20 protein-coding genes and 1 pseudogene are annotated in these 19642 nt (G+C 60.1%); 5 read left to right on the top strand and 16 right to left on the bottom strand.

The genetic code is table 11. The annotated features are described in order from the left end of the window. The coding region (locus VN623_RS01650; protein WP_325567447.1) for a hypothetical protein at positions 1-327 on the top strand (327 nt) is incomplete at its 5' end. Between the two features lie 63 nt (positions 328-390). Here the strand turns inward: VN623_RS01650 and VN623_RS01645 are convergent. Further along, a complete protein-coding gene (locus VN623_RS01645) occupies positions 391-804 on the bottom strand; it encodes a GtrA family protein (RefSeq protein WP_325567445.1) in 414 nt (137 codons plus the stop codon). Positions 805-1141: 337 nt separating this feature from the next. Between VN623_RS01645 and VN623_RS01640 the strand changes: the two genes are divergently transcribed. Then, positions 1142-1318: a hypothetical protein gene (locus tag VN623_RS01640; protein WP_325567443.1), complete on the top strand. Its 177-nt coding sequence runs from the start codon at positions 1142-1144 to the stop codon at positions 1316-1318. A 99-nt stretch (positions 1319-1417) separates the two neighbouring features. Here the strand turns inward: VN623_RS01640 and VN623_RS01635 are convergent, their stop codons facing one another. The 5 genes from VN623_RS01635 to VN623_RS01615 form a co-directional block, all read right to left on the bottom strand. Further along, positions 1418-1792: a cyclic nucleotide-binding domain-containing protein gene (locus VN623_RS01635; RefSeq protein WP_325567440.1), complete on the bottom strand. Its 375-nt coding sequence runs from the start codon at positions 1790-1792 to the stop codon at positions 1418-1420. Between the two features lie 148 nt (positions 1793-1940). After that, the gene (gene infC / locus VN623_RS01630) at positions 1941-2471 is read right to left on the bottom strand and encodes a translation initiation factor IF-3 (protein WP_325567438.1); all 531 of its coding nucleotides are present in this window, start codon (positions 2469-2471) and stop codon (positions 1941-1943) included. Positions 2472-2690: 219 nt separating this feature from the next. Further along, positions 2691-3422 carry a hypothetical protein gene (locus VN623_RS01625; RefSeq protein ID WP_325567436.1) on the bottom strand — a complete coding sequence of 244 codons (732 nt, stop codon included), beginning with the start codon at positions 3420-3422 and terminating at the stop codon, positions 2691-2693. A gap of 82 nt (positions 3423-3504) precedes the next feature. Next, complete coding sequence (locus VN623_RS01620) at positions 3505-4179, bottom strand: hypothetical protein (RefSeq protein WP_325567434.1); 675 nt, start codon at positions 4177-4179, stop codon at positions 3505-3507. A gap of 154 nt (positions 4180-4333) precedes the next feature. Next, a complete protein-coding gene (locus VN623_RS01615) occupies positions 4334-5503 on the bottom strand; it encodes a glycosyltransferase family 4 protein (RefSeq protein WP_325567433.1) in 1170 nt (389 codons plus the stop codon). Positions 5504-5566: 63 nt separating this feature from the next. Here VN623_RS01615 and VN623_RS01610 point away from each other — a divergent pair, with 63 nt between their 5' ends. After that, positions 5567-6352, top strand: coding sequence for an alpha/beta hydrolase (locus VN623_RS01610; RefSeq protein WP_325567431.1), 786 nt, complete (start codon positions 5567-5569; stop codon positions 6350-6352). A 3-nt stretch (positions 6353-6355) separates the two neighbouring features. Here the strand turns inward: VN623_RS01610 and VN623_RS01605 are convergent, their stop codons facing one another. The 4 genes from VN623_RS01605 to VN623_RS01590 form a co-directional block, all read right to left on the bottom strand. Continuing rightward, entirely contained in the window at positions 6356-7348 is a 993-nt protein-coding gene (locus tag VN623_RS01605; RefSeq protein ID WP_325567429.1) for a hypothetical protein, read from the bottom strand. A 94-nt stretch (positions 7349-7442) separates the two neighbouring features. Further along, the gene (locus VN623_RS01600; RefSeq protein WP_325567427.1) at positions 7443-8312 is read right to left on the bottom strand and encodes an SDR family oxidoreductase; all 870 of its coding nucleotides are present in this window, start codon (positions 8310-8312) and stop codon (positions 7443-7445) included. Beyond that, positions 8309-9472 (bottom strand): tRNA epoxyqueuosine(34) reductase QueG, encoded by a 1164-nt coding sequence (gene queG, locus VN623_RS01595; protein ID WP_325567425.1) that lies wholly within the window; start codon positions 9470-9472, stop codon positions 8309-8311. The genes VN623_RS01600 and queG overlap by 4 nt, the downstream gene beginning before the upstream one ends. A 6-nt stretch (positions 9473-9478) precedes the next feature. Continuing rightward, complete coding sequence (locus VN623_RS01590; RefSeq protein WP_325567423.1) at positions 9479-10183, bottom strand: glutathione S-transferase family protein; 705 nt, start codon at positions 10181-10183, stop codon at positions 9479-9481. 151 nt (positions 10184-10334) lie between these two features. Between VN623_RS01590 and VN623_RS01585 the strand changes: the two genes are divergently transcribed. Beyond that, positions 10335-11132: an undecaprenyl-diphosphate phosphatase gene (locus VN623_RS01585; RefSeq protein ID WP_325567421.1), complete on the top strand. Its 798-nt coding sequence runs from the start codon at positions 10335-10337 to the stop codon at positions 11130-11132. Between the two features lie 40 nt (positions 11133-11172). Here VN623_RS01585 and VN623_RS01580 read toward each other — a convergent pair whose 3' ends face one another. The 6 genes from VN623_RS01580 to VN623_RS01555 all read right to left on the bottom strand — a co-directional run bounded on the left by VN623_RS01580 (position 11173) and on the right by VN623_RS01555 (position 17777). Further along, positions 11173-11637 (bottom strand): PTS sugar transporter subunit IIA, encoded by a 465-nt coding sequence (locus VN623_RS01580; RefSeq protein WP_325567419.1) that lies wholly within the window; start codon positions 11635-11637, stop codon positions 11173-11175. A gap of 101 nt (positions 11638-11738) precedes the next feature. Continuing rightward, a complete protein-coding gene (gene hpf / locus VN623_RS01575; RefSeq protein WP_325567417.1) occupies positions 11739-12359 on the bottom strand; it encodes a ribosome hibernation-promoting factor, HPF/YfiA family in 621 nt (206 codons plus the stop codon). A 226-nt stretch (positions 12360-12585) separates the two neighbouring features. Then, positions 12586-14124 carry an RNA polymerase factor sigma-54 gene (gene rpoN, locus VN623_RS01570; protein WP_325567415.1) on the bottom strand — a complete coding sequence of 513 codons (1539 nt, stop codon included), beginning with the start codon at positions 14122-14124 and terminating at the stop codon, positions 12586-12588. 46 nt (positions 14125-14170) lie between these two features. Further along, positions 14171-15037, bottom strand: a complete 867-nt coding sequence (gene lptB / locus VN623_RS01565; protein WP_325567413.1) for an LPS export ABC transporter ATP-binding protein — start codon at positions 15035-15037, stop codon at positions 14171-14173. 61 nt (positions 15038-15098) lie between these two features. After that, positions 15099-17036 carry an LPS export ABC transporter periplasmic protein LptC gene (gene lptC, locus VN623_RS01560; RefSeq protein ID WP_325567412.1) on the bottom strand — a complete coding sequence of 646 codons (1938 nt, stop codon included), beginning with the start codon at positions 17034-17036 and terminating at the stop codon, positions 15099-15101. Between the two features lie 120 nt (positions 17037-17156). After that, positions 17157-17777, bottom strand: coding sequence for a ribonuclease D (locus tag VN623_RS01555; RefSeq protein ID WP_325567410.1), 621 nt, complete (start codon positions 17775-17777; stop codon positions 17157-17159). A gap of 1103 nt (positions 17778-18880) precedes the next feature. On the opposite strand from VN623_RS01555, the pseudogene VN623_RS01550 reads away from it, so the two are divergent. Continuing rightward, a pseudogene (locus tag VN623_RS01550) lies at positions 18881-19642 on the top strand (hypothetical protein); the annotation flags it as partial.

The raw sequence follows: 19642 nt of genomic DNA, 5'->3' as shown, positions 1-19642 counted from the left end.
ATCATAAACCTGCTGCAGCAGGGCATCACAGCGATATTCAAGTTCGTAGAGCTGATTTGGCGATGGTCGTTCGGCCAGATCATTTCGACGTTCCAATCCGATTGGCAGAGTCTGCCGGTATGGAAGATCGCGGTTCTCGCCATCGTCGTCGTCGCCATCGTCTACGTGCTCTACCGGGCCGCGATCGAGCTGTGGTCGGCCGCCGAGCAAATCCTGAAAGCCTTTGTCGGGTTGCTGATGGTGCTGGTGTCGATCCTGCCCTACGTGCTCGTTGCGGGTCTCATCGCCGCTGCCGGTGGTTACGTCATTCAGCACGTCAATTTCTGATCTGCGAATTTCTGTGACCCGCTGGCGCGTGCCGCGGCGCGTCAACGCGGTCGCTCCTTGGTTTTACGCGACAGCCGAGCTTCCGGCATTCTCGTTGAACACGAGGCGACTGCGGACGAAGTAGAGGACAACGAAGCAAATCAGCATGGAGATCGTTTTGGCGGCAAGCGGCGTTAGCGCCAAGACATGGATCGTGAACCAGATCACCGCGGCCGTTATCACAAGCCCGAGCAGGCCGGTGCCGACGAATTCCATGAACAAGCGGTGTTCGCTTTTGTGCGACATGTCCCCGAGGAACACGAAATTCTTGGTGAGCGTATAGTTCACCAACACTGCCACCGAATAGGCGATCACGCTCTCCAGGATCGGCATGCCAAAAATGTGAGTCAGCGTCAGAAAGATGGTGTAGTCGACGACCGTCGATGCCAAGTTGACGCCGGTGTAGCGGACGAGGCGGTCAATCTTCGGAGAAACCACGGCAAACCCTCTTTTGATCTCGATGCCAAGACGATTAGGCAGAGAGACCCCGCCGGCGGTCGCTTCGCTGTAGCGTGGGGAACACCGGAATTTAGTTCGCCGTTCCTGACCACACTGTAAACATATCTGATGTGTTTATGAGGGTTGAAGATCCGTCGCCTGTGCCAAATCGCCCGGCTCGCTTCGATTAACCGCCATTGCGGTGATCTGGTGAACGTGGATTGATTGAGTGCAGCGACAAAGTTTCGTTCCGTCACGGCAGGAACAGCCAATGCCGGCGATGGCTCCTAAGAAACGGGACCTAGAACAAGCCCGCTAAGCAAAAAGGACCGTATTCATGGATCACGTCGTTTCCGTCTCTCTCGATGCCGATACGCTGAAGCAATTGGACGATCTGCGCCGCGCCCATCCGACCGTGCCAAATCGCACGCAAGTTATCCAGCGGCTGATCTGGGAAGCGCATGCGAAGATCGCGCAGCCTGCAGAAGCCGAGCCGCTCCAGAAACTGGGTTAATGTGGCTGGCAGCGCATGAGCGCTGCAGTTCGCCGCAGGTAAGTTTCTGAGCAATTGTATCCGCTGCGAAACGCGTGTGCGGCGGCTTAGGCTGCCACGCTAGACGTCCTTGTTCATCCGGCGAATTCGGGTCGCGAGCAGGCCCATCACGCGTAGCGCGAATTGCGGATCATCGCGGATAATGGCTAAAAACGCCGGCTTGCTGATCGCAACCACTTCCGTCGGCTCGGCCGCGATCGCCGCGGCGCTGCGCGGCCCATCGTCAATCAGCGCGAGTTCTCCGAAGATGCCGCCGGCGCGAACGTTCTCGAGAACGCTGCCGTAGGTGATGACGTCGACGCGCCCGGAGCGAACCATGTACATCTCACTGCCGGGCTCGTCTTCGAGGAAGACTTTTTCCCCCGCATCGAACTGACGATAGGGGGCACCCAGTCGATCGAGGATCGAAAAGTCGAATGGCCGGTCTTCGTCCATGCCGTCGGCGCTCCAGATCCGCTACGATCGCGCTGCGGAAGCTAGAGCCCTCGGGATGCGCGGACAAGGCCCTCGACTGCGCAATTAAAAGGCATCGTAAATTCGACGGGAGGAGTAGCGGGGCGCGCTGGCGGCCCCGCCACGACAATCACTTCGGTGATAGGACCATGACCATCTGCCGGCCTTCGAAGCGCGGTTCGCTTTCGACCTTCGCGATGGCTTCAGTGTCGCCCTTCACCCGTTGCAGAACGGCCATGCCGAGCTGCGAATGAGCCATCTCGCGTCCGCGGAAGCGCAACGTGATCTTCACCTTGTCGCCTTCCTCGAAGAACCGTCTGATCGAGCGCATCTTCACATCGTAATCGTGATCATCGATGCCGGGACGCATCTTGATCTCTTTCAGCTCGACGATCTTCTGGTTCTTGCGAGCCTCGGCGGCTTTCTTCTGCTCTTGAAACTTGTACTTGCCAAAATCGAGGATCTTGCAGACCGGCGGCTCGGCATCCGGTGAGATCTCTACGAGATCGAGCCCCGCGTCCTGAGCTCGGGTCAAGGCGTCCTGTTTGGGGACAACGCCGACATTTTGGCCCGCCTCGTCGATAAGGCGAACTTCGCGGGCCCGGATCTGATCGTTTATGCGGGGCCCGGAATTTTCCCGGCTCTGAGGCTCGGGGCGCATCGGTCTACGGATGGTAACGTCTCCTTCGGTTGTTTCAGGTTGCTGTCGTTATGCTCCCGGAACCCCGGCTAACGCCAGAGCACAGGAATTAGGTACCAGCGATGTGACGATTCGGAACTGCGCGCCAGAAGTCAAGCACCCGACGAGCCGATGAGCCTGGGGAATGCCATTTTTTTGTTGTTCGCGGACCTGTGGCCACATTCTGACATATGGCCGCTTTCAACGCCAATGCTCGGCGATCCAAGGAGTTGGACGGACGAACTTATATATCTTCTTGTACCACGGCGCGTCCCAGCGTCCATCGCGGGCCTCGTCCGGATCAGGTTTGCCGGTAAACGCCACGACTTTCGTCAGTGGTGGTAGAGTTGCCTCACATACGAAATTGAGGGGCCAGCCCGGCATCAGCGTATGCTTAAAACTCTGGCACCAAGGGTCCGGCCAGAACGCCTTCTCTTGGATCGTGCGCGATATGTAAGTCTGGCTGTTCGAATATTGCGCCAGAACACGTTCGGTGTTCTGCTGGAATTGGTCGTAAAGATATGAATGGGAGCCGACGCGAAAGCGATAAACGGACGTATTGCCAATCCCCGATCCCATCTGCGTCCAGTTTTCAATCACGCAGAATGTGCACTCCGGCTTGAAATCGAAAAAGTCGTCGAGGCCACCGGTAATGACGAGATCGAGGTCGAGAAACAATACGTCCCCCTGAACGCCCGCGAGCGATGGCGCCCACAATGACATCTTTCGCCAAGGCCGGCGCGCGATGCGGTCGGGCAGCACAATATGTGGAAGTGGATAGGCTTCAATACCGTCGGCCAAGCCCGACGGATCGTCCGTATAGCAAACGAGCCGGGTCGGGCGCCGCGTATTTCGCTCGATCATCGACCACAGCCGATTGGCGTAATCGGTTGGATAGCGATCGCCCCATTTCATGCAAATGATTGTCTGCATTCGCCGTACTTCGAAGTTCCTCAACGACACGCGATCCGCCCGATCATTTTCGCGACGCTTAATGCGAGCGGCAAAAAGACGATCAGCCTGGCCTTGCGTTTCGTTCCCGTTTGCCAAGCGCCAGCAAATCTTCGATCCTGTTCGAGAGAGACCGCTTTTTCCCGTGTGCAAAGGCGGTGCTCTGATGCGTCACGAGTGCTCCAGCCGGAGCGCTTTGCGCCTCGCGGCCCGCATAGATCACAGGCATGGGTGAATAGGTGACGCCGACTGCGCGCGTAAATGCCAAAACCAGATTGCGCTCTGCGCCGTGCAAATTGGGCCGTTCGCGACACGCCGCCTGCCACTCTTCCATCAGCTTGCGCGCCCCATCTGTCGGCCGCACGAACATGACGCGGGAGCTCAATGAAAAGCGTTGACTGTGTCGGCGAAATTTCTTGACGCGCAGCGTCGGAAAGCAGCTGAAATCCGCATTGCCGACGATATTGGACAATTCGTCGAGCGGTCCGTTCACAATACAATCGACATCCATCAAGATCAGCGTCTTGTTGGGATAGACCTTCATGGCATTGAGCACGATGGCCGGCTTGCGCATCGTTTCGTCCGACCAATCGCCGGACGGTTCGACGGCAAACAAATGGTGCGGGTGACCCTGGCGCTTCAGGCTGTCGGCGAATTTCGCAGACAGCGGCTGATAGTTCGGCGTGAAGAAGCCGACGATGAGCCAAGGCTTGCTATCGTCACGCAGTACAATGTCCACCGCTGACCCCTAAAACCGGCGCGTCGTCCTGGATCCGGTTATAACCCCAAAAATTTGGCGAGAAATAGCGTCCATATTGAAATGGGAAGCACAGCATTTATCCGTTGGCAAGCGGCTAGGCCGGCAGTACCGGGAAAATGTTCAGCGGGCTGGATTAGACGAGTGAATGCCGTTGCAAACCTTTATAGATGTCCAGTGTTTTTGACATGAATTGCTGCAGAGTGAACCGGCGGCGCACGTGCGCCGAACCCCGTTGCCCGTAGGCTTTGCGCTTTTCCGGCGGCCAATTCAGCATGGCTTCGATTGCGTCCGCGACGGCCTGAGGATTGCCATAAGGCACGCGCAGCCCCGAGGCTTCGTCCGCTGAAACGTCAGGTTCCGTCAGCGCCACTTCGCGCCCTGGCCCCGTGTCCGAAACGATCATCGGCACGCCCATCGCCTGCGCTTCGATCGCGACCCGTGGCAGTCCCTCCTGCTCGGAAATATTTAGCGATATATCCGTGATGGAATAGGCCGCAGCCATATCTCGAACGTGTCCGGGGAAACGCAGTTGATCGCCGACGCCGAGACGAAGGGCCTGTGCTTCGAGTTCGGCTTTGAATTCCGGTTTTTCGATTTCGCCGGCCAGCACGCAAACGACAGCGGGCGCGCCGCGCTCTTTCAACAGGCCGAGTGCGGTAACCAGATGATGCTGCGCTTTGCGCGGCGTTATGCGTCCTGCCAGTAGCAGAACAGGCTTCGTGCCGTCGGCGTTGAGCAGCGCGCGAACGGCCGCGATGCGCTCGGGCGTCAGCTTGTCCGAATCGAACACCGCATCGTCGAAAGCCCGGTGAATGATCGCGATGCGCTTTTCGGGCGTCTGATAGCGAGTGCGGATCAGATGCGCCATGTAATCGGACACGGCGATGACCGTGTCGCTGCGCGCCATGACGCTGTTGTAGAGATTCTTTACTCGCCCCTTTTCGGAATAATCGGAATGATAGGTCGTGACGAATGGGATGCCGGTGCGCCGCGCCGCGATCAGTGCACTCCACGCGGGAGCCCGGCTTCTTGCATGAATGATCGAAACGCCTTCGCGCCGTATCAACGCAGCGAGTCGCCCGGCGTTTCGTGCGAGAATGAGCGGGTTCTTCGACGCCAGCGGCAGGATGATGTGTTCGGCACCCGCAGCTTCGAGCGGCTCGACCAACTGGCCGCCTTCGGAAGCGACGATGGCGCGATGCCCGGCCTTTACCAGCGCCGTTGCAATCTGCAGGCAGCCGAGTTCGGCGCCGCCCGCCCGCATGCGAGGTATGACTTGCAGCACGGTCAACGGTTCGGGCACGTTCGGCTCATCGCGTTCGAGGATTTGGAGAAGCGGCTATGACGTTACGGAGGGTTCTATAAGGTGCAGGAAGCCGAACCGCAAACTCTGGTCGTCGGTACCGGCGGCACAGCCCGCAACATCGCCTATCGGGCTCGAAAAGTATCGCAAGACAATAAGCCCGGCATCGTCTGGTTACCCGGATTTATGTCGGACATGGCCTCGACGAAGGCGACGGCAGTTGCAAATTGGGCGGCGGCGCGCGGCTTGCCTTCGACGCGATTTGATTATTCAGGTCACGGGCAATCCGGCGGCGCATTCACCGATGGAACGATTGGTCGCTGGCTCGAAGAAACGCACGCCGTCTTCACGCGCGTCACGACCGGTCCGCAAATCATCATCGGATCAAGTATGGGCGGTCATATTGCGCTACTGTTACTTCGCAAGATGCTGCGAGAGGAGCCGTCGGAGGCACACCGCGTCAAGGCGATGGTTCTCATCGCTCCGGCGTGGGACATGACCGAGGAACTGATGTGGAAGCGGTTTCCTCAGGAGGCGCGCCGCGAGATCATCGAGAAGGGACGCTACGATCAGCCGTCTGCTTACGGCTCGCCGTATCCGATTACGCGGCAGCTGATCGAGGATGGCCGTCAAAATCTTTTAGCCCGCGAACCATTTGATCCAGGCCGTCCCGTCGTCATACTTCAGGGGTTGCAAGATCCGGATGTGCCCGCCGCCCACACGCGCGAACTCCTAGGCTTCCTGACGGGCGACAATGTGCAACTCATCGAAATTGCGGACGGCGAACATCGCTTGTCGAGGCCGCAGGATCTAGATGTGCTCTTCGCCGAGATCGCCAAGTTCGCGTAGTCGTTACTTGTCGTTGTCCGGCTGCGCGTCGTCGTCATCGGGAAGGCCTTCCGCGACGGCGTCCTCAAGTCCCGCCGGACCAACCGCCTGCGCTGTCGGCTCCGGCACCAACCAAAGCCTGAACTCTTGCGTCACAAGCGCGTTGCCGCAAACGAGGTCGCCGTCATCCTTGCGGCAGCTCGTGTCGGCGGCAACCGTATACGACCCGTCCGCGACGCCGCGGCTCTCCCCGACCGCAACGACCTGAATTTGTGAGCCGGGTCCGAGGGCGATGTTACGGAAGGCGCACGCCGATTTGCCGCTGCACGAGTCGGACGTCGCGGTGTTGGTTGACTTGAGCGCCAGCGCCTCAGATCGCGGCATGGGTCGGGCCGGCGCCTCGAGCCCGTTCGAAATCCAGCACCGCTGGTCGAAGCAGATGATCGGATCGGGCTTGACGGCCGAGGCTGCGTCGTTGCCGTCGGAATCGAGCACGAGCAGAACCGTGACGCGCGGCTGAACCTTCGATTGAGCGTCAGTATCGTCCGAGGCTGCCGCCGGTGGCAGTGCCGGAGGAGGTGCTGCGGTTGGTGCCGGCTTCACAACTGCGGGCGGCTCGGGTGCCACTGGTTCGGCAAGGCGTGCAGGGGCGGCAGGCGCTGGCGCAGGCGTAGGCTCGGCCGATGGTGCGGCAACCGGCGTTTTGTCAGTCGTCGTCGGCGCGGCGGGTGCCGTGACGGCTGGCGTCGCGGCAACGGGTGCCGCCACTTTTACCATCATCTCGTCTGCACTTTGGCGCTCGAGTTCTTCGGCCCGCGCTCGGCTCAGCATATCCAATTCGTAGTCGAGGTCGGGCCGCTCAGTCGTCAGCGCCGGCTTCGGGGCCGGTTTCGGATCGCTGGCTTCCGAGAACTTTTGCGCGATGGCCTGAGCCGGATCGATCGGCTCCGCCGGAACTGGCAGCGCCGAGCCCATCAAGGCTAGCGTCGCGACCACCGATAACGCACTCAGCTGCATGGAAGGTCGTCCCGCATATCGAAAGGCGCCGGGAGCATATCTACGAGGCATTCCAGGCGGAATGGCGGAAAACGTGTGGCACGATTTGAAAAGCCTACGTCGTGCGCCCGGCGATGGCTTTGAGCCCCTCGACGTAGGTCGGATAGGCTAGAGAAACGCTCAATTCGGCCTTCATCCGCGCGTTCGAAACTTTCTTGCTTTCGCCGTAAAAGCTCCGAGCCATCGGCGACAGGCCGGCATCGGCCGGATCGGTAGCTGGAGGGCACGGCACCCCCAACAGCTCGGCGCCGTAGGCGATGACGTCCTGCGGCGGGGCGGGCAGGTCGTCGGTCACGTTGAAGACGTGGTCGCCGGTGCTGAAATGCAAAGCGGCGTCGACGGCTGCCGCGATGTCGTCGACGTGGACGCGATTGGTGACTTGCCCCGGCTTGAAGATACGCCGTGCGGTACCGGCGCGGAGCTGGTCGATGGCGCTTCGTCCGGGGCCGTAAATGCCCGGAAGGCGGAAAATGACGACGGCCTTGCCGGTTTGCCGCCCAAGACCGAGCCAGTCGTTTTCAGCTTTGAGCCGTCGCGTTCCGCGCTCCGTGCGGGGATGGGGCGTCGTCGTTTCATCGACCCAGCCGCCGTCAGCATCGCCGTAAACACTTACGCTCGAGAAATAGCCGATCCAGGAAATCGACGGACTCGACGCGATGTCGTCGCGATAGTGAGCAAACGCCGGGTCGCCGCTCGCATCCGGAGGAATCGAAAGCAGCACGTGCGTTGCGCTGCGAAGAGCCTCGGCGACTTCGGCGTTCCGCGCCCGGCCGTCAAAAAGGAATGCGCTGTATCCTTGCCGCGTCAGGGCGTTGGCTTTCTCGGCATCCGTGCTCGTCCCTGAAACGGTCCAGTCGCGTGCCGTCACGCGCCGGGCGAGAGCCGTGGCGCTGTAGCCGAGGCCAAAGCAAAAAAGCTTGTTCATGCCGCGCATCCCTCAAGGTTGCGCGTCCATTCCGCCGAGACATCGCCATCCCTTTCGCGCGGTTCGTGATGCTGTCTCAACGCCTTAACGTCCGCCTCTTTCAGAAGACGGCGAGCCGCCCAGACCGCCATCGCCCGAACGAGCGGTGACGCATCGTCGAGAAGCGGCGTGATTAGCGGCATCAGCGATGCATCGCCGGAATTTCCGGCGGCGATCAGCGCATTGCGGACAATCCGATTGCGCCCGGTCCGCTTGACCGGCGTTCCGGCAAACCGCTGCCGGAATGATACGTCGTCGAGCGCCAGAAACTCCGCGATGGGCGGATTGTCCGTTTCAGCTCGAGCCGCAAAGCGCAATTCACTCGCGGCGGAAGCAAACTTGTTCCACGGACAGATTGCCAGGCAATCGTCGCAGCCGAACACGCGGTTGCCCATCGGGACACGAAACTCGGGCGCGATGTGTCCCTTGTGTTCGATCGACAGGTAGGCGAGGCAGCGGCGCGCGTCGAGTTGATAGGGCGCCGGGAACGCCTTTGTCGGACAGACGTCGAGACAGCGCTGGCAAGAGCCGCAGTGATCCACCTCCGCGGCGTTGGGCTCGAGATCGGCGGTGGTCAGAATGGCGCCGAGAAACAGCCACGATCCGTGCTCGCGCGAAACGAGGTTTGTATGCTTGCCCTGCCAGCCGAGCCCGGCTTTCGCGGCAAGCGGCTTTTCCATCAGCGGTGCGGTATCGACGAAAACCTTGACGTCCGCTCCGGACGCCGCCGCAAAAGCACGCGCCAGCGATTTGATCTTCGATTTGAGAACGTCGTGATAGTCGCGGCCTTTGGCGTAGACCGAGACGAGGCCGCGCTCGCGGACCTTAAGTTCGTCCAGCGGGTTTGAGCCCGGCGCGTAGGACTGGCCAACCATGATCGCGCTTTTGGCTTCCGGCCATAGCCGCCGCGGATCGCCGCGCCGGTCGGCGTTGCTCTCCATCCAGTCCATGTCGCCGTGGCGGCCCTGCTCGAGAAATTGTGCAAGCCGCGTCGTCTGCTGATCGTTCGGCGCTATGCGCGCCACCCCAATCGCGTCGAGGCCGAGCTTGCGTGCCTCAGCCTGCAGCAGATTGTTCAGGTTGGCGGTTACGGCGGCAGCTTGGATCACGGTACGCAGCATTCACGGTTAGAAGTCGAGATCGGTATAGGCGAGCGGCGGCGGCGAACCGGGTATGCGGTCGGCGAGAAGCGTCCGGAAAGACGGCCGCGATTTCATCCTCTGATACCAGACCTTGACGGCGGGGTATTCGTCCCACGGCATTTCGCCGAGGTAGTCGATGGTCGAGATGTGCGCCGCCGCCGCAAAATCCGCAAAGCTCAAATCGTCGCCAGCGAGCCAGCGCCGTGAATCGGCGAGATAGCCGGTGTAGGAGAGATGATACCGCAGATTGGAGCGCGCCGCGCGCAGGATGCCGGGATCGGGAGCCGTTCCGCCCGACGGGCCCATCGAGCCGTAAACCTTTTCAATCAGCAGCTCGCGCGTGACTTCCCGGTCGAATTTGCCGTGATACCAGTCGATCAACCGGCGCACCTCGGCGCGGTCTTCCCGATTGCCCGGGAGAAGCGATGGCGGAGCGGCGGTCATGACGGTGGAAGCGGGACGCGCTTCTTCGGCGATGAATTCCGAGATCGAATAGACACCGCAAAGCGTCAAGCCGTTATCGTACTCGATCACCGGCATTTCACCGGCCGGATTTTTGGCGAGGAAGCCTTTCCGCCACTCCAAAGGGTTTTCATCGAGCAGCGTCACCTCCTGCCCATATTCGGCGAGCGCCAGACGCACCGATCGCGAACGCGGGCAGAGGCGGTATTGGGTAAGGCGCGGAGGCATGCGGTCCCTTCGGTGCCGAAAGCGGCGACTATACATCGGTGCCCGCCGATTCGAAGGCAACCGCGCCAATCGGTTCCTATGGCGGGGCGAAGAATTCTGCTAACCCTCTCGCGTTTTTCGGGCAAGGGGCGGATAGGGGCCAGCAGGGCGCATGGATACTTGGCAAGTCATTTTTCTCGGCTGGCTCGAAGGGCTGACCGAATACCTCCCTGTTTCGTCTACGGGCCATCTCCTGCTTGTAGAACGGCTGCTCGGCGTTTCGTCTCCCGGAAGGACGTTCGAAGTTCTGATCCAGCTTGGCGCCATCCTGGCACTTCTGACGGTCTACTCAGCTAAGCTCCTGCAACTCGCCCGCGATCTGCCGCGCGACCCGAAAACGCAGCGGTTCGTGCTCGCCGTGCTGATCGCGTTCCTGCCCGCTGCCGTCATTGGCGCGGCGGCTCACGACATCATAAAAAACGTATTGTTTGAATCTCCCGTGATCATTTGCCTGTCGCTCGTGATCGGCGGCATCGTGCTGCTCGTCGTCGACCGCATGAACTTCTCGCCGCGCTACCACGACGTAATGGACATCCCGCCTTCTACGGCGCTGATCATAGGCTTTTGCCAGTGCTTGGCGATGATTCCGGGCGTCTCACGTTCCGGCTCTACGATTGTCGGCGGCATGCTGGTCGGCGCCGATAAGCGGACGGCCGCCGAGTTTTCATTCTTTCTCGCCATGCCGACGATGTCCGGCGCCTTCGCCTACGATCTCTACAAGAATTGGTCCGTACTCGGCGTCGGCGACGTCCAGCATATCGTGCTGGGATTTCTCGCAGCCTTCGTGACGGGCGTGATCGTTGTGCGCTACGCGCTCGACTTCATCGCCAGTCGCGGACTTTCCTTCTTCGGATGGTGGCGGCTTTTGGTCGGCGGCATCGGTCTCGGCGCGTTGGCCGTCCTGCACTAAAGGGTGCCACAGGCCCCCCGATGCAACGGCCAAACCGCTTCTAAGCCGCGTGCGAGGCGAGCGGCCTCGTCAAGACGTTGCGAAGGTCCTCGGTATCGTTGGCGTTGCGAAGGCCGTCGAGCGTCGCAGGATCGCGGACGAGGCGCGAAATTCGAGCCAGCGCCTTGAGGTGATCTCCGCCGGCCTGCTCCGGTGCGAGAAGAAAGAACAACAGGTCAACCGGCTCGCCGTCGTGGCTTTCGAATGGAATAGGGCGCTCCAGGCGCGCGAACAGGCAGGTAATGGCTTTGACGTGGGGCAGCTTGACGTGAGGAATGGCAATTCCCCGCCCGAGGCTTGTCGAGCTCAGCCGTTCACGCTGCAATAGCGCCGCAAAGATGTCGTGCGCGCTGGCGCCCGTGGCGGCTTCGGCCCGCGTAGCTAAAGCCTGAAGGGCCTGCTTTTTGTCCTCGGCTTTCAATCGCGGGATAATCCCGTCTTTGGCGAGCATGTCTTCAATATTCATTCAAGCTCCATCCGCGATCAGATCGCCGTCACTATGCGGCTATAGACGCGTTTTTTTTCGGCTGCTGTGTAAGCAGCATGCCCTCAACAATTTGATTTCCCTCAACCCACCGGTTTGACGGCGGACGCTCCGTTCGGCTTGCTCGAAATGGGAAGTTCCGCGTCGATCCAGCCAATATTCCCATCGCCGCGCCGGTAGACAACATTAAGGCCGCCGTGGCCGGAATTTCTAAAAATCATAAAAGACGCTTCGGACAAATCGAGATGCATGACGGCTTCGCTGACTGTCATATGACCGATGTTGCGTTGCCCTTCGGCGATGATCAGCGGGTTGGCCTCGTCCTGTTCCGGCAGATCCTCGTCGGCAAGGCCGACGACATGATCGGAGGCTTCGACATCAGCTTTGCGCCGCGCCGTCGCCGCAGCCGACGAGTGCTTCTTGATTCGGCCCTTGTGGCGTCGCACGCGCGTCTCAAGGCGATGCGTGGCGTCGTCGACGCTCGCATACGCGTCGCCGCCTTCGCCGTGCGCCTCGAGCAGCAGGCCGCTCGTAAGTCGCACAGAGCACGTCGTCTTGAACAAACCGCGCTCTCGCTCCAGGCGGATGTGTCCATCGGGCTCGCGTCCGAGATACTTTTGCAAGACGCCACGAATCTTATCGCCCGCGTACGTCTGGAAGGCGTTACCAGCGTCGAGGTTTTTTCCGGTAATCTGAATGGTCATGAGATTGCCTGTTCCGCACTTTCAGGGCCGAAGAGTGGCAATGCCGCCGTCGTTTTTGCTGCCCAAGACGCTCACCGCGGCTCGCACCATCGAAAGCTGGCGTGACCGCTACCAGCACGACATTCTTCACTAAGAGGTAGGCGCGCACCAGCCAACTGTCAAATCACGGTTGAAAAACGAGTGTAACGAAAAACATCAACATGTTCATAAACTTAATTAGGGTTCTTTAGGCGACCCCGCCCAGTCGTTCCACCAGTCTCTTATCGCGCCGGCGCTGCACGGAAGAGGGTATCCGCATAGCTTCACGGTACTTGGCGACTGTGCGGCGCGCTATGTCGACGCCCTGATTTCTGAGCCTGTCCACAAGTTGATCGTCGGACAGTACATCGTCGGCAGGCTCCGCATCGATCATCTGCTTGATGCGGTAGCGGACCGACTCGGACGAATGGGCTTCGCCGTCCGCCGCGGACGCGATTGCCGAGGTGAAAAAGTATTTGAGTTCGAAGATGCCGCGTGGTGTTGCGATGTACTTGTTCGACGTCACGCGCGACACGGTCGACTCGTGCATTTTGATGGCGTCCGCAATCGCCTTCAAATTGAGCGGCCGCAGATGCTGAACGCCGTACATGAAGAAACTGTCCTGCTGGCGGACGATCTGCTCGGCGACTTTCAAAATCGTCCGGGCCCGCTGATCGAGGCTTTTGACGAGCCAATTAGCGGTCTGCAGACAATCGAACAGATAGTCTTTGTCCTTCTCGGTCGCCGCCGCCTTGGCGATGCGCGTGTAGTAGGTGCGATCGATCAGAACGCGCGGCAGCGTATCGCTGTTGAGTTCGACGTGCCAACCGCCATCGGACGCGGCGCGGACGATAACATCGGGTACGACGGGCTGCATTTGGACGGCGCCGAATTTCAGGCCCGGCTTCGGATTGAGGTGCTTGATCTCGCGGATCATCTCCGCCAGTTCGTCCATATCGACACCGACGGCCTTTTTCAGCGCGCTGATGTTGCGATTGGCGAGTTGGTCGAGATTGGCGAGCAATTGCGCCATCAGCGGGTCGTAACGGTTCTGATCCTTGAGCTGAAGCGCCAGGCATTCCGCGAGCGAGCGGGCAAATATTCCCGGCGGATCGAACGTCTGCAGTTTGCCAAGGACGCTTTCGATGAGTTCGAGCGGCGCGCCAAGTCTTTGTGACAGCGCTTCGAGGTCCGCCGGAATGTAGCCGGCGTCGTCGACGAGATCGATCAGATATTGTCCGATCATCCGTTCGACCGGCGCGGTAACGGTGAGCGGTAACTGCGCGCTCAGATGCTCGCGCAGCGAAATCTGATGGACGGCGAAGTCTTCAAGATCGTGGCCATCGGTGCTGCCGTTGTGCATGCGCTGCGTGACGTTTGCCCAGCTCATGCCCGTCATTCCAGGGCCGCCTGCCGGTTCGCCGGTGCCGGGGTCCTGAAAAACGTTACCGAAGTCGGCATCGAGACCACCGGTGTGATCGCTGACGGGCTCCCTCAGATCAAGCCAACGGTCGTCTGCACTGTCGCCTACCGGGTCCTCCGCGCGCTGCGTTGGAGCCTCTTCCGCCGGCTTGGCACTGGACGTCGTTTCTTCGCGCTCGAGTAGCGGATTGCGCTCGAGCTCGGCGTCGACGAATTCGGTGAGTTCTAGGTTCGAGAGTTGCAAGAGCCGTATGGCTTGTTGCAGCTGCGGCGTCATCACCAGCTGCTGGCCTTGCCTCAGCTCTAATTTTGCCGAAAGCGCCATGCGCTAACCCGCTGCCCTTACGTACGATCCAGCGGCCAGCTTATACTCAACGCGTATTAACGAACATATCGCCGAGATAGACCCGCCGTACGTCTTCATTCGATATGATTTCCGAAGGCTTGCCCTGTGTTAGAACCTGACCATCGTAGATGATGTAGGCGCGGTCGATGAGGCTTAACGTTTCACGAACGTTATGATCGGTGATCAGCACGCCGATGCCACGTTCCGTAAGGTGGCGCACGAGTTGCTGGATATCGCCGACCGCGATCGGGTCGATACCGGCAAATGGTTCGTCCAGCAACATAAACGAAGGCCGTGACGCCAGCGCCCGGGCAATTTCGCAGCGCCGGCGTTCGCCGCCCGAAAGCGCCAGGGCTGGTGATTTTCTGAGCCGCGCGATGGAAAATTCCTCAAGCAGGCTATCGAGTTGCTCCTTCCGCTGCTTGCGATCCGGCTCGATCAGCTCGAGCACGGACATGATGTTTTGCTCGACCGTAAGTCCGCGAAAGATCGAGGCTTCCTGGGGCAGATAGCCGACGCCAAGCCGGGCCCGCTGATACATCGGCAACATAGTGACGTTTTCGCCATCGAGCGTAATGCGCCCGTCGTCTGCCGCGACAAGTCCCGTGATCATGTAGAACACGGTGGTTTTGCCGGCCCCGTTCGGTCCCAGGAGGCCGACCGATTCGCCCCGCCCGACGGCAAGGCTGACTCCCTTCACGACCATGCGCTTGCGATAGGATTTCTTGACGTCGTAGGCGGTGAGCCAACCTTCGGCGCCGATCGCGTGCGGATCTTCCGGGTTCGGTACGGACTGCGGCGCATGCCCATTCATGTGCGCATGCCCGTTCTGCGCGCTACGAGCCGCGGCGGGCGCCTTTGAACGGAGGCTGATTGGAAGAGCCTTGAACACTTATCGCCTCTCCGCGCGGCATGCGTCAAAATCCGGAACTGTCTTCAAGTCGAAGTTGAGGTCAAGGTGTCGTCCGCGCTTGCCAGCCATCGAGTTCCTTTACAGCAGCACTCGCAGCCGCTTTCGCCTTTTTTGAGCCCAGGATCTGGCCGGGATAAAAGATCGCACTCGGCCGGTCGGCCTTGACGATCTCGCCGCCGCCGTCGCCCTCGCTGCTGGAAATCATCGCCGCGCCGGCGCTGGAAGCCGTAGGTTCGGTCTTTATCGTCGTCTCGCCCGTATTCATGTCGATCAGCAGCTTCGTGCCCCTGACGACGTTCTTGCCCTGCGTGAGGACCACCGCCCCGCCGAGCGTCGCGACGTTGGTTTTGATGTCGATGTCGGCCCAGTCGCCGGTCGCCGTCCGGCCATCCTTCGAGACGACGGTCACCTTTTTTCGCGCCTTGAGGTGGGTCAGCGAAGCAGCACCCTTTTTCGTCCCGTCAGCGGCGGTCGCGAGCCCGGCGCTGCCCGTGTAGTAGGCCGTGAGCTCCACCGAACGGATCGTCATATCGCCCTGCGCGGCAACGACATTGCCCGTGAATACGGCGGCTTTTGCCGCGTCATCGACGTCAAGCCTATCCGCCAGGACATCATAAGGAGCGTTTGGATCCGTTTTGAACGTCGGGCCAAATGGAATGCCGTCTGTTGATGGCTCTTCAGCAGGCTCGCTCGCCGGAGCTTTCGTTGCCGGCCTTACGAAGTGCGCCGAAATCCGGCCGGCACCGGCTCCGGTACTACCCGGCGCAGTGAGTTGCAATTTGTTCGTCGTGCGATTGAAGACGAGGCGGCGCCCTTTCAGGACGTTGTTGCCTTGCGTGACGACTACCGGCCCGGTGAGCACCATCGTTTGAGAAGCTTGGTCGTAATCGGCGCGATCGCCGACCGCCTTTTTATCATCGCCTTGCGTCAGGACGACATCACCCTCGAGAACGGCGGTATTGCTGGTGGTGTCAAAGGCAGCCGTGCGGCTCGTCGCGGTTTCGCCTGACGATTGCTCGAGCACAACCGAATCCTTGGCGAGAATCTGCTTGATCTTGGTGCCGCCGGCATCGCCTTGGGCCTCTTGCCCTTGCGGCGCGACGGCGCCGTCGTAGATCACGCTAAGCTGAGGAGACCTCAGGGTGGCGCCGGCTTGCGTCGCGACGACACTGCCGGAAAAGAGTGCCGTCTTTTTCCCGTCGTCAATGTCAAGCCGGTTCGAGGCGACGTCGACGGGTTCGCCGGGCTTGCCAAAGGGCATGGGCTTGACGGCGCTTTGCTCTTTTGTCTCGGGCTCCGGGCTCTTCGGCTTCATATGCGTGCGCACGGTGTCGAGGAACGTATATTCTTTGGTCTTCTGACGAATCGTCAATTGATTGGACGTGATCCGGCCGGCGCCCATCGACACCGTCGAAGGCTGATCGGATGTGATTATTCCTTCCTTCGTCTTTACCGTTGCGCGCGTCAGCTGAGCGTCGAGCCCGCCATCGCCGGTGACTTTGATCGAGTCATAAAGTTCGAGAATGTTGGACGTGTTGTCGAACAAGCCCCGCGTCGCGACAAGATTAGTCTTCTGCTTTTTCGCGTCGATCATCTCACCCGTGATGCCCTCTAGACGGATGTCACTGAGCGACTTCAGATCCTGCTGCGCTGTCTTCGCCCTGACCCAGTAGTGCCCCCCGTCGGCGTTGAAGCCTTCGTAGTGAGGGTTCTGCATTTTGAGGTTGTCGGCAATGATCTGCGGCATATTCAGGTTGGGAATGGCCGGCCCGAAGCCGACGCTTTTGAAGATGGACCCTGCAAAGATGGCGAGCGTCGCCAGCGCCGCAATCGGAAGCGCGAACTTGAGCGTTCGAACGCTTTTCGAATGGCGGTGCGCCGTGCGGCGGCTCGCCGTCCGGTCCCCGGCAACGACGATGCTGTTCGCAGACGTGCGCGCGCGGCCGTTCGTGACGGCGCTGTCAGTTGTGGCAGCCATTACGGCTCATGTGATTTGACCCCCAAGATCGTCCCAATCTCTGCGGCAATTGGGGAGACTTTGGGACCGCCCGTCTTCCGTGCCTGAAGCCGGCACCGGCCTCGCGCCACGGACGCCCCCTTAATGGGCGAATATATCGTCATCTTCGAAGCCGGCGAGGTCGAGCTTGGCCCGCGTGGCAAGAAAGGAAAACGCTGCCGCTGCAAAGGCTTGTCGGCCCTCGCGAGCGAGCATCTGATCTAGCCTTTCCTTAATGGCGTGCAGGTGAAGGACATCATTCGCCGCATATGCCATTTGGCTGGGGGAGAGCTTGGCGGCGCCCCAGTCGCTGCTCTGTTGCTGTTTGGACAGCTCAACTCCCAAAAGTTCGCCGGCAAGGTCCTTGAGGCCGTGTCGATCCGTGTATGTGCGGACCAGCTTCGACGCGATCTTCGTGCAGTAGATCGGGCTTGTTTCGACCCCCAGGTACTGCTCGAGCACGGCGACGTCAAAGCGCGCAAAATGAAAAATCTTGAGAACCTTGGGATCCGTCAGGAGGGCTTTGAGGCGCGGCGCGTCGTAGGTTTCGCCATTGAATTTGACGAGGTGCGCGGTGCCGTCGCCGCTCGAGAGTTGCACGAGGCACAGCCGGTCGCGATGCGGCTTGAGCCCGAGCGTCTCCGTATCGATCGCGACGCCGCGCGGGAACGTCAGCCCGGCCGGCAGATCTCCATTGTGCAACTTGATTTTGGATGCGGTCATTTGTGATTCCCCTTACGGACGGCAGCATGAGGGGCAGGGAAATCTGAAGCGGCGAGGGTTGCCCGGAAAAGGCACCGGCCGTTGATCCATGGCAGCCTGATGTGCGGCTTTCTCTCATCGTTCCCTGAGCTTATCAAGTAGCCTTCTTTGTCCTCTGTAGAATCCCGTGCGCGGGGGCCTCCTCGGCGGGGCTGGCGGATGGACTCGGCCGGCATTGCAACGGTCTTATGCATGCAGCGGTACGGTTAGGCCTCATGGCCTATTGACCGTTTCAGCACTGGTGCGGGGAAAATATAGGTCCCACTATTACCTTGTCCGGCCTGTTTTTTCTTCATGCATGTCGGGCTCCTAGCGTCGCACCCCGGCTGTTTCTGGCGGCCGGGGTGTTGTTTCATCCGGAGCAATTATCTTCTGCGGGATCTCACTCCGATTCGCAAAATTCACAGAGCTACGCCGTCGGCAAAACATGTGGATGATTGAGGTGTGCAGGACGCCGGCGATGATCGAGAAATCTGCTGCTCGCCTGACGAGAAGTAGCGAGTAACCAAAGACTTTCCTTTTCGTCTCTTTACACAACCGTAAAGTCGGGATCGTTGGATTCCATGTAGCTTGCCCCCTGGTCCGCTGAGCATAGCGGCCGCTTGGCGTCAAACCGATGCCTGACAATTAGGAGAGCAAGCATGAAGACAACTTTAGGGGTGGTCATCGCCGTCGCCGCGATGATGTTGGGAGCTGGATTCGCAAACGCTGCAGTCAGCGGTAACGTCGCCGCGCTTCGTTCGCTTTCTGCACAATCGTCACCGGCACAGACCGTCGGTTACGTTCACCATTATCACCACCGTCATTGCTGGTGGAGCCACGGTCATCGTCATTGCAGAGGCTAGTTGAATGAAGCGTGCGGCGCGCGGGGCGCCGCACCTTTACTATCCGAATGTCCGTTTTTCGGTCCGCATTATGCGGTCAGCCGACGCCCATCACCCAACTTACTGTGCCCTCGTCATTTGGCGCTCGGCCGCGATCATCTGAAAATCTTCAGTCCAACTGCAACGTGACGCCCGCGTTGCTCATCGACCCAGTGAGCCAGCGCCGCGGGCGAAGCCAATATGCCGATGGCGTTGGGTTGCGTCGCTTGCCGCGTTTCTAGGATTCTCGTGGCCGGTTTATCCGATTTCTGGACATTGGCGGACTTGTCAGCCGCGAGGGCCGACCCAAGCGGGACGGCCAGCATCGTGACCGCTATCAATGTCTTGAAAGGTGTCGCCATTCGCTTTCAGGGCGCGCACGCCCCGCCTCTCGATGAAAAAAGCACGACGAGAATGAGCAAAGACGTGATTTCGGCGACGAGGTCATGGCTGCTGCCTGAACGGCCGTTCAGTCTTGGTTCGTCATTGTGGTTTGGGAGGGCAGATTTTTGCATAGTGATTGGATTCGACAACCATACCTCTGCCCGCGAATGGAACCTCATGTCCGTCCAAGCAACGCGCGTCACCGAAGGCAGCTACTTCGGCTCGGTAATCACGATCGGCGTGCTGTTCTTCATCTTCGGCTTCGTCACCTGGCTCAACGGCCCGATGATCACCTTCGTCAAGCTCGCCTTCACTCTCGACGACCTGAATGCCTTTCTGGTGCCGATGGCGTTCTATCTGTCTTACTTCTTCCTGGCATTGCCGTCGTCAGCGGTGCTGCGCCGAACCGGCATGAAGAAGGGCATGGCGCTGGGCCTGTTCGTGATGGCGATCGGCGCCACGTTGTTCGGCGAGTTCACCGCAATGCGCCAGTACCCGGGTGTGTTGACCGGCTTGTTCGTGATCGGCGCCGGATTGTCGTTGTTACAGACGGCCTCCAATCCTTACATCAGCATCATC

It is taken from the genome of Hyphomicrobium sp. (assembly GCF_035572195.1).
Lineage (GTDB): Bacteria > Pseudomonadota > Alphaproteobacteria > Rhizobiales > Hyphomicrobiaceae > Hyphomicrobium_B.
Note: the sequence above shows the minus strand (reverse complement) of the source record. Positions and strands in the feature narration are given on the sequence as shown.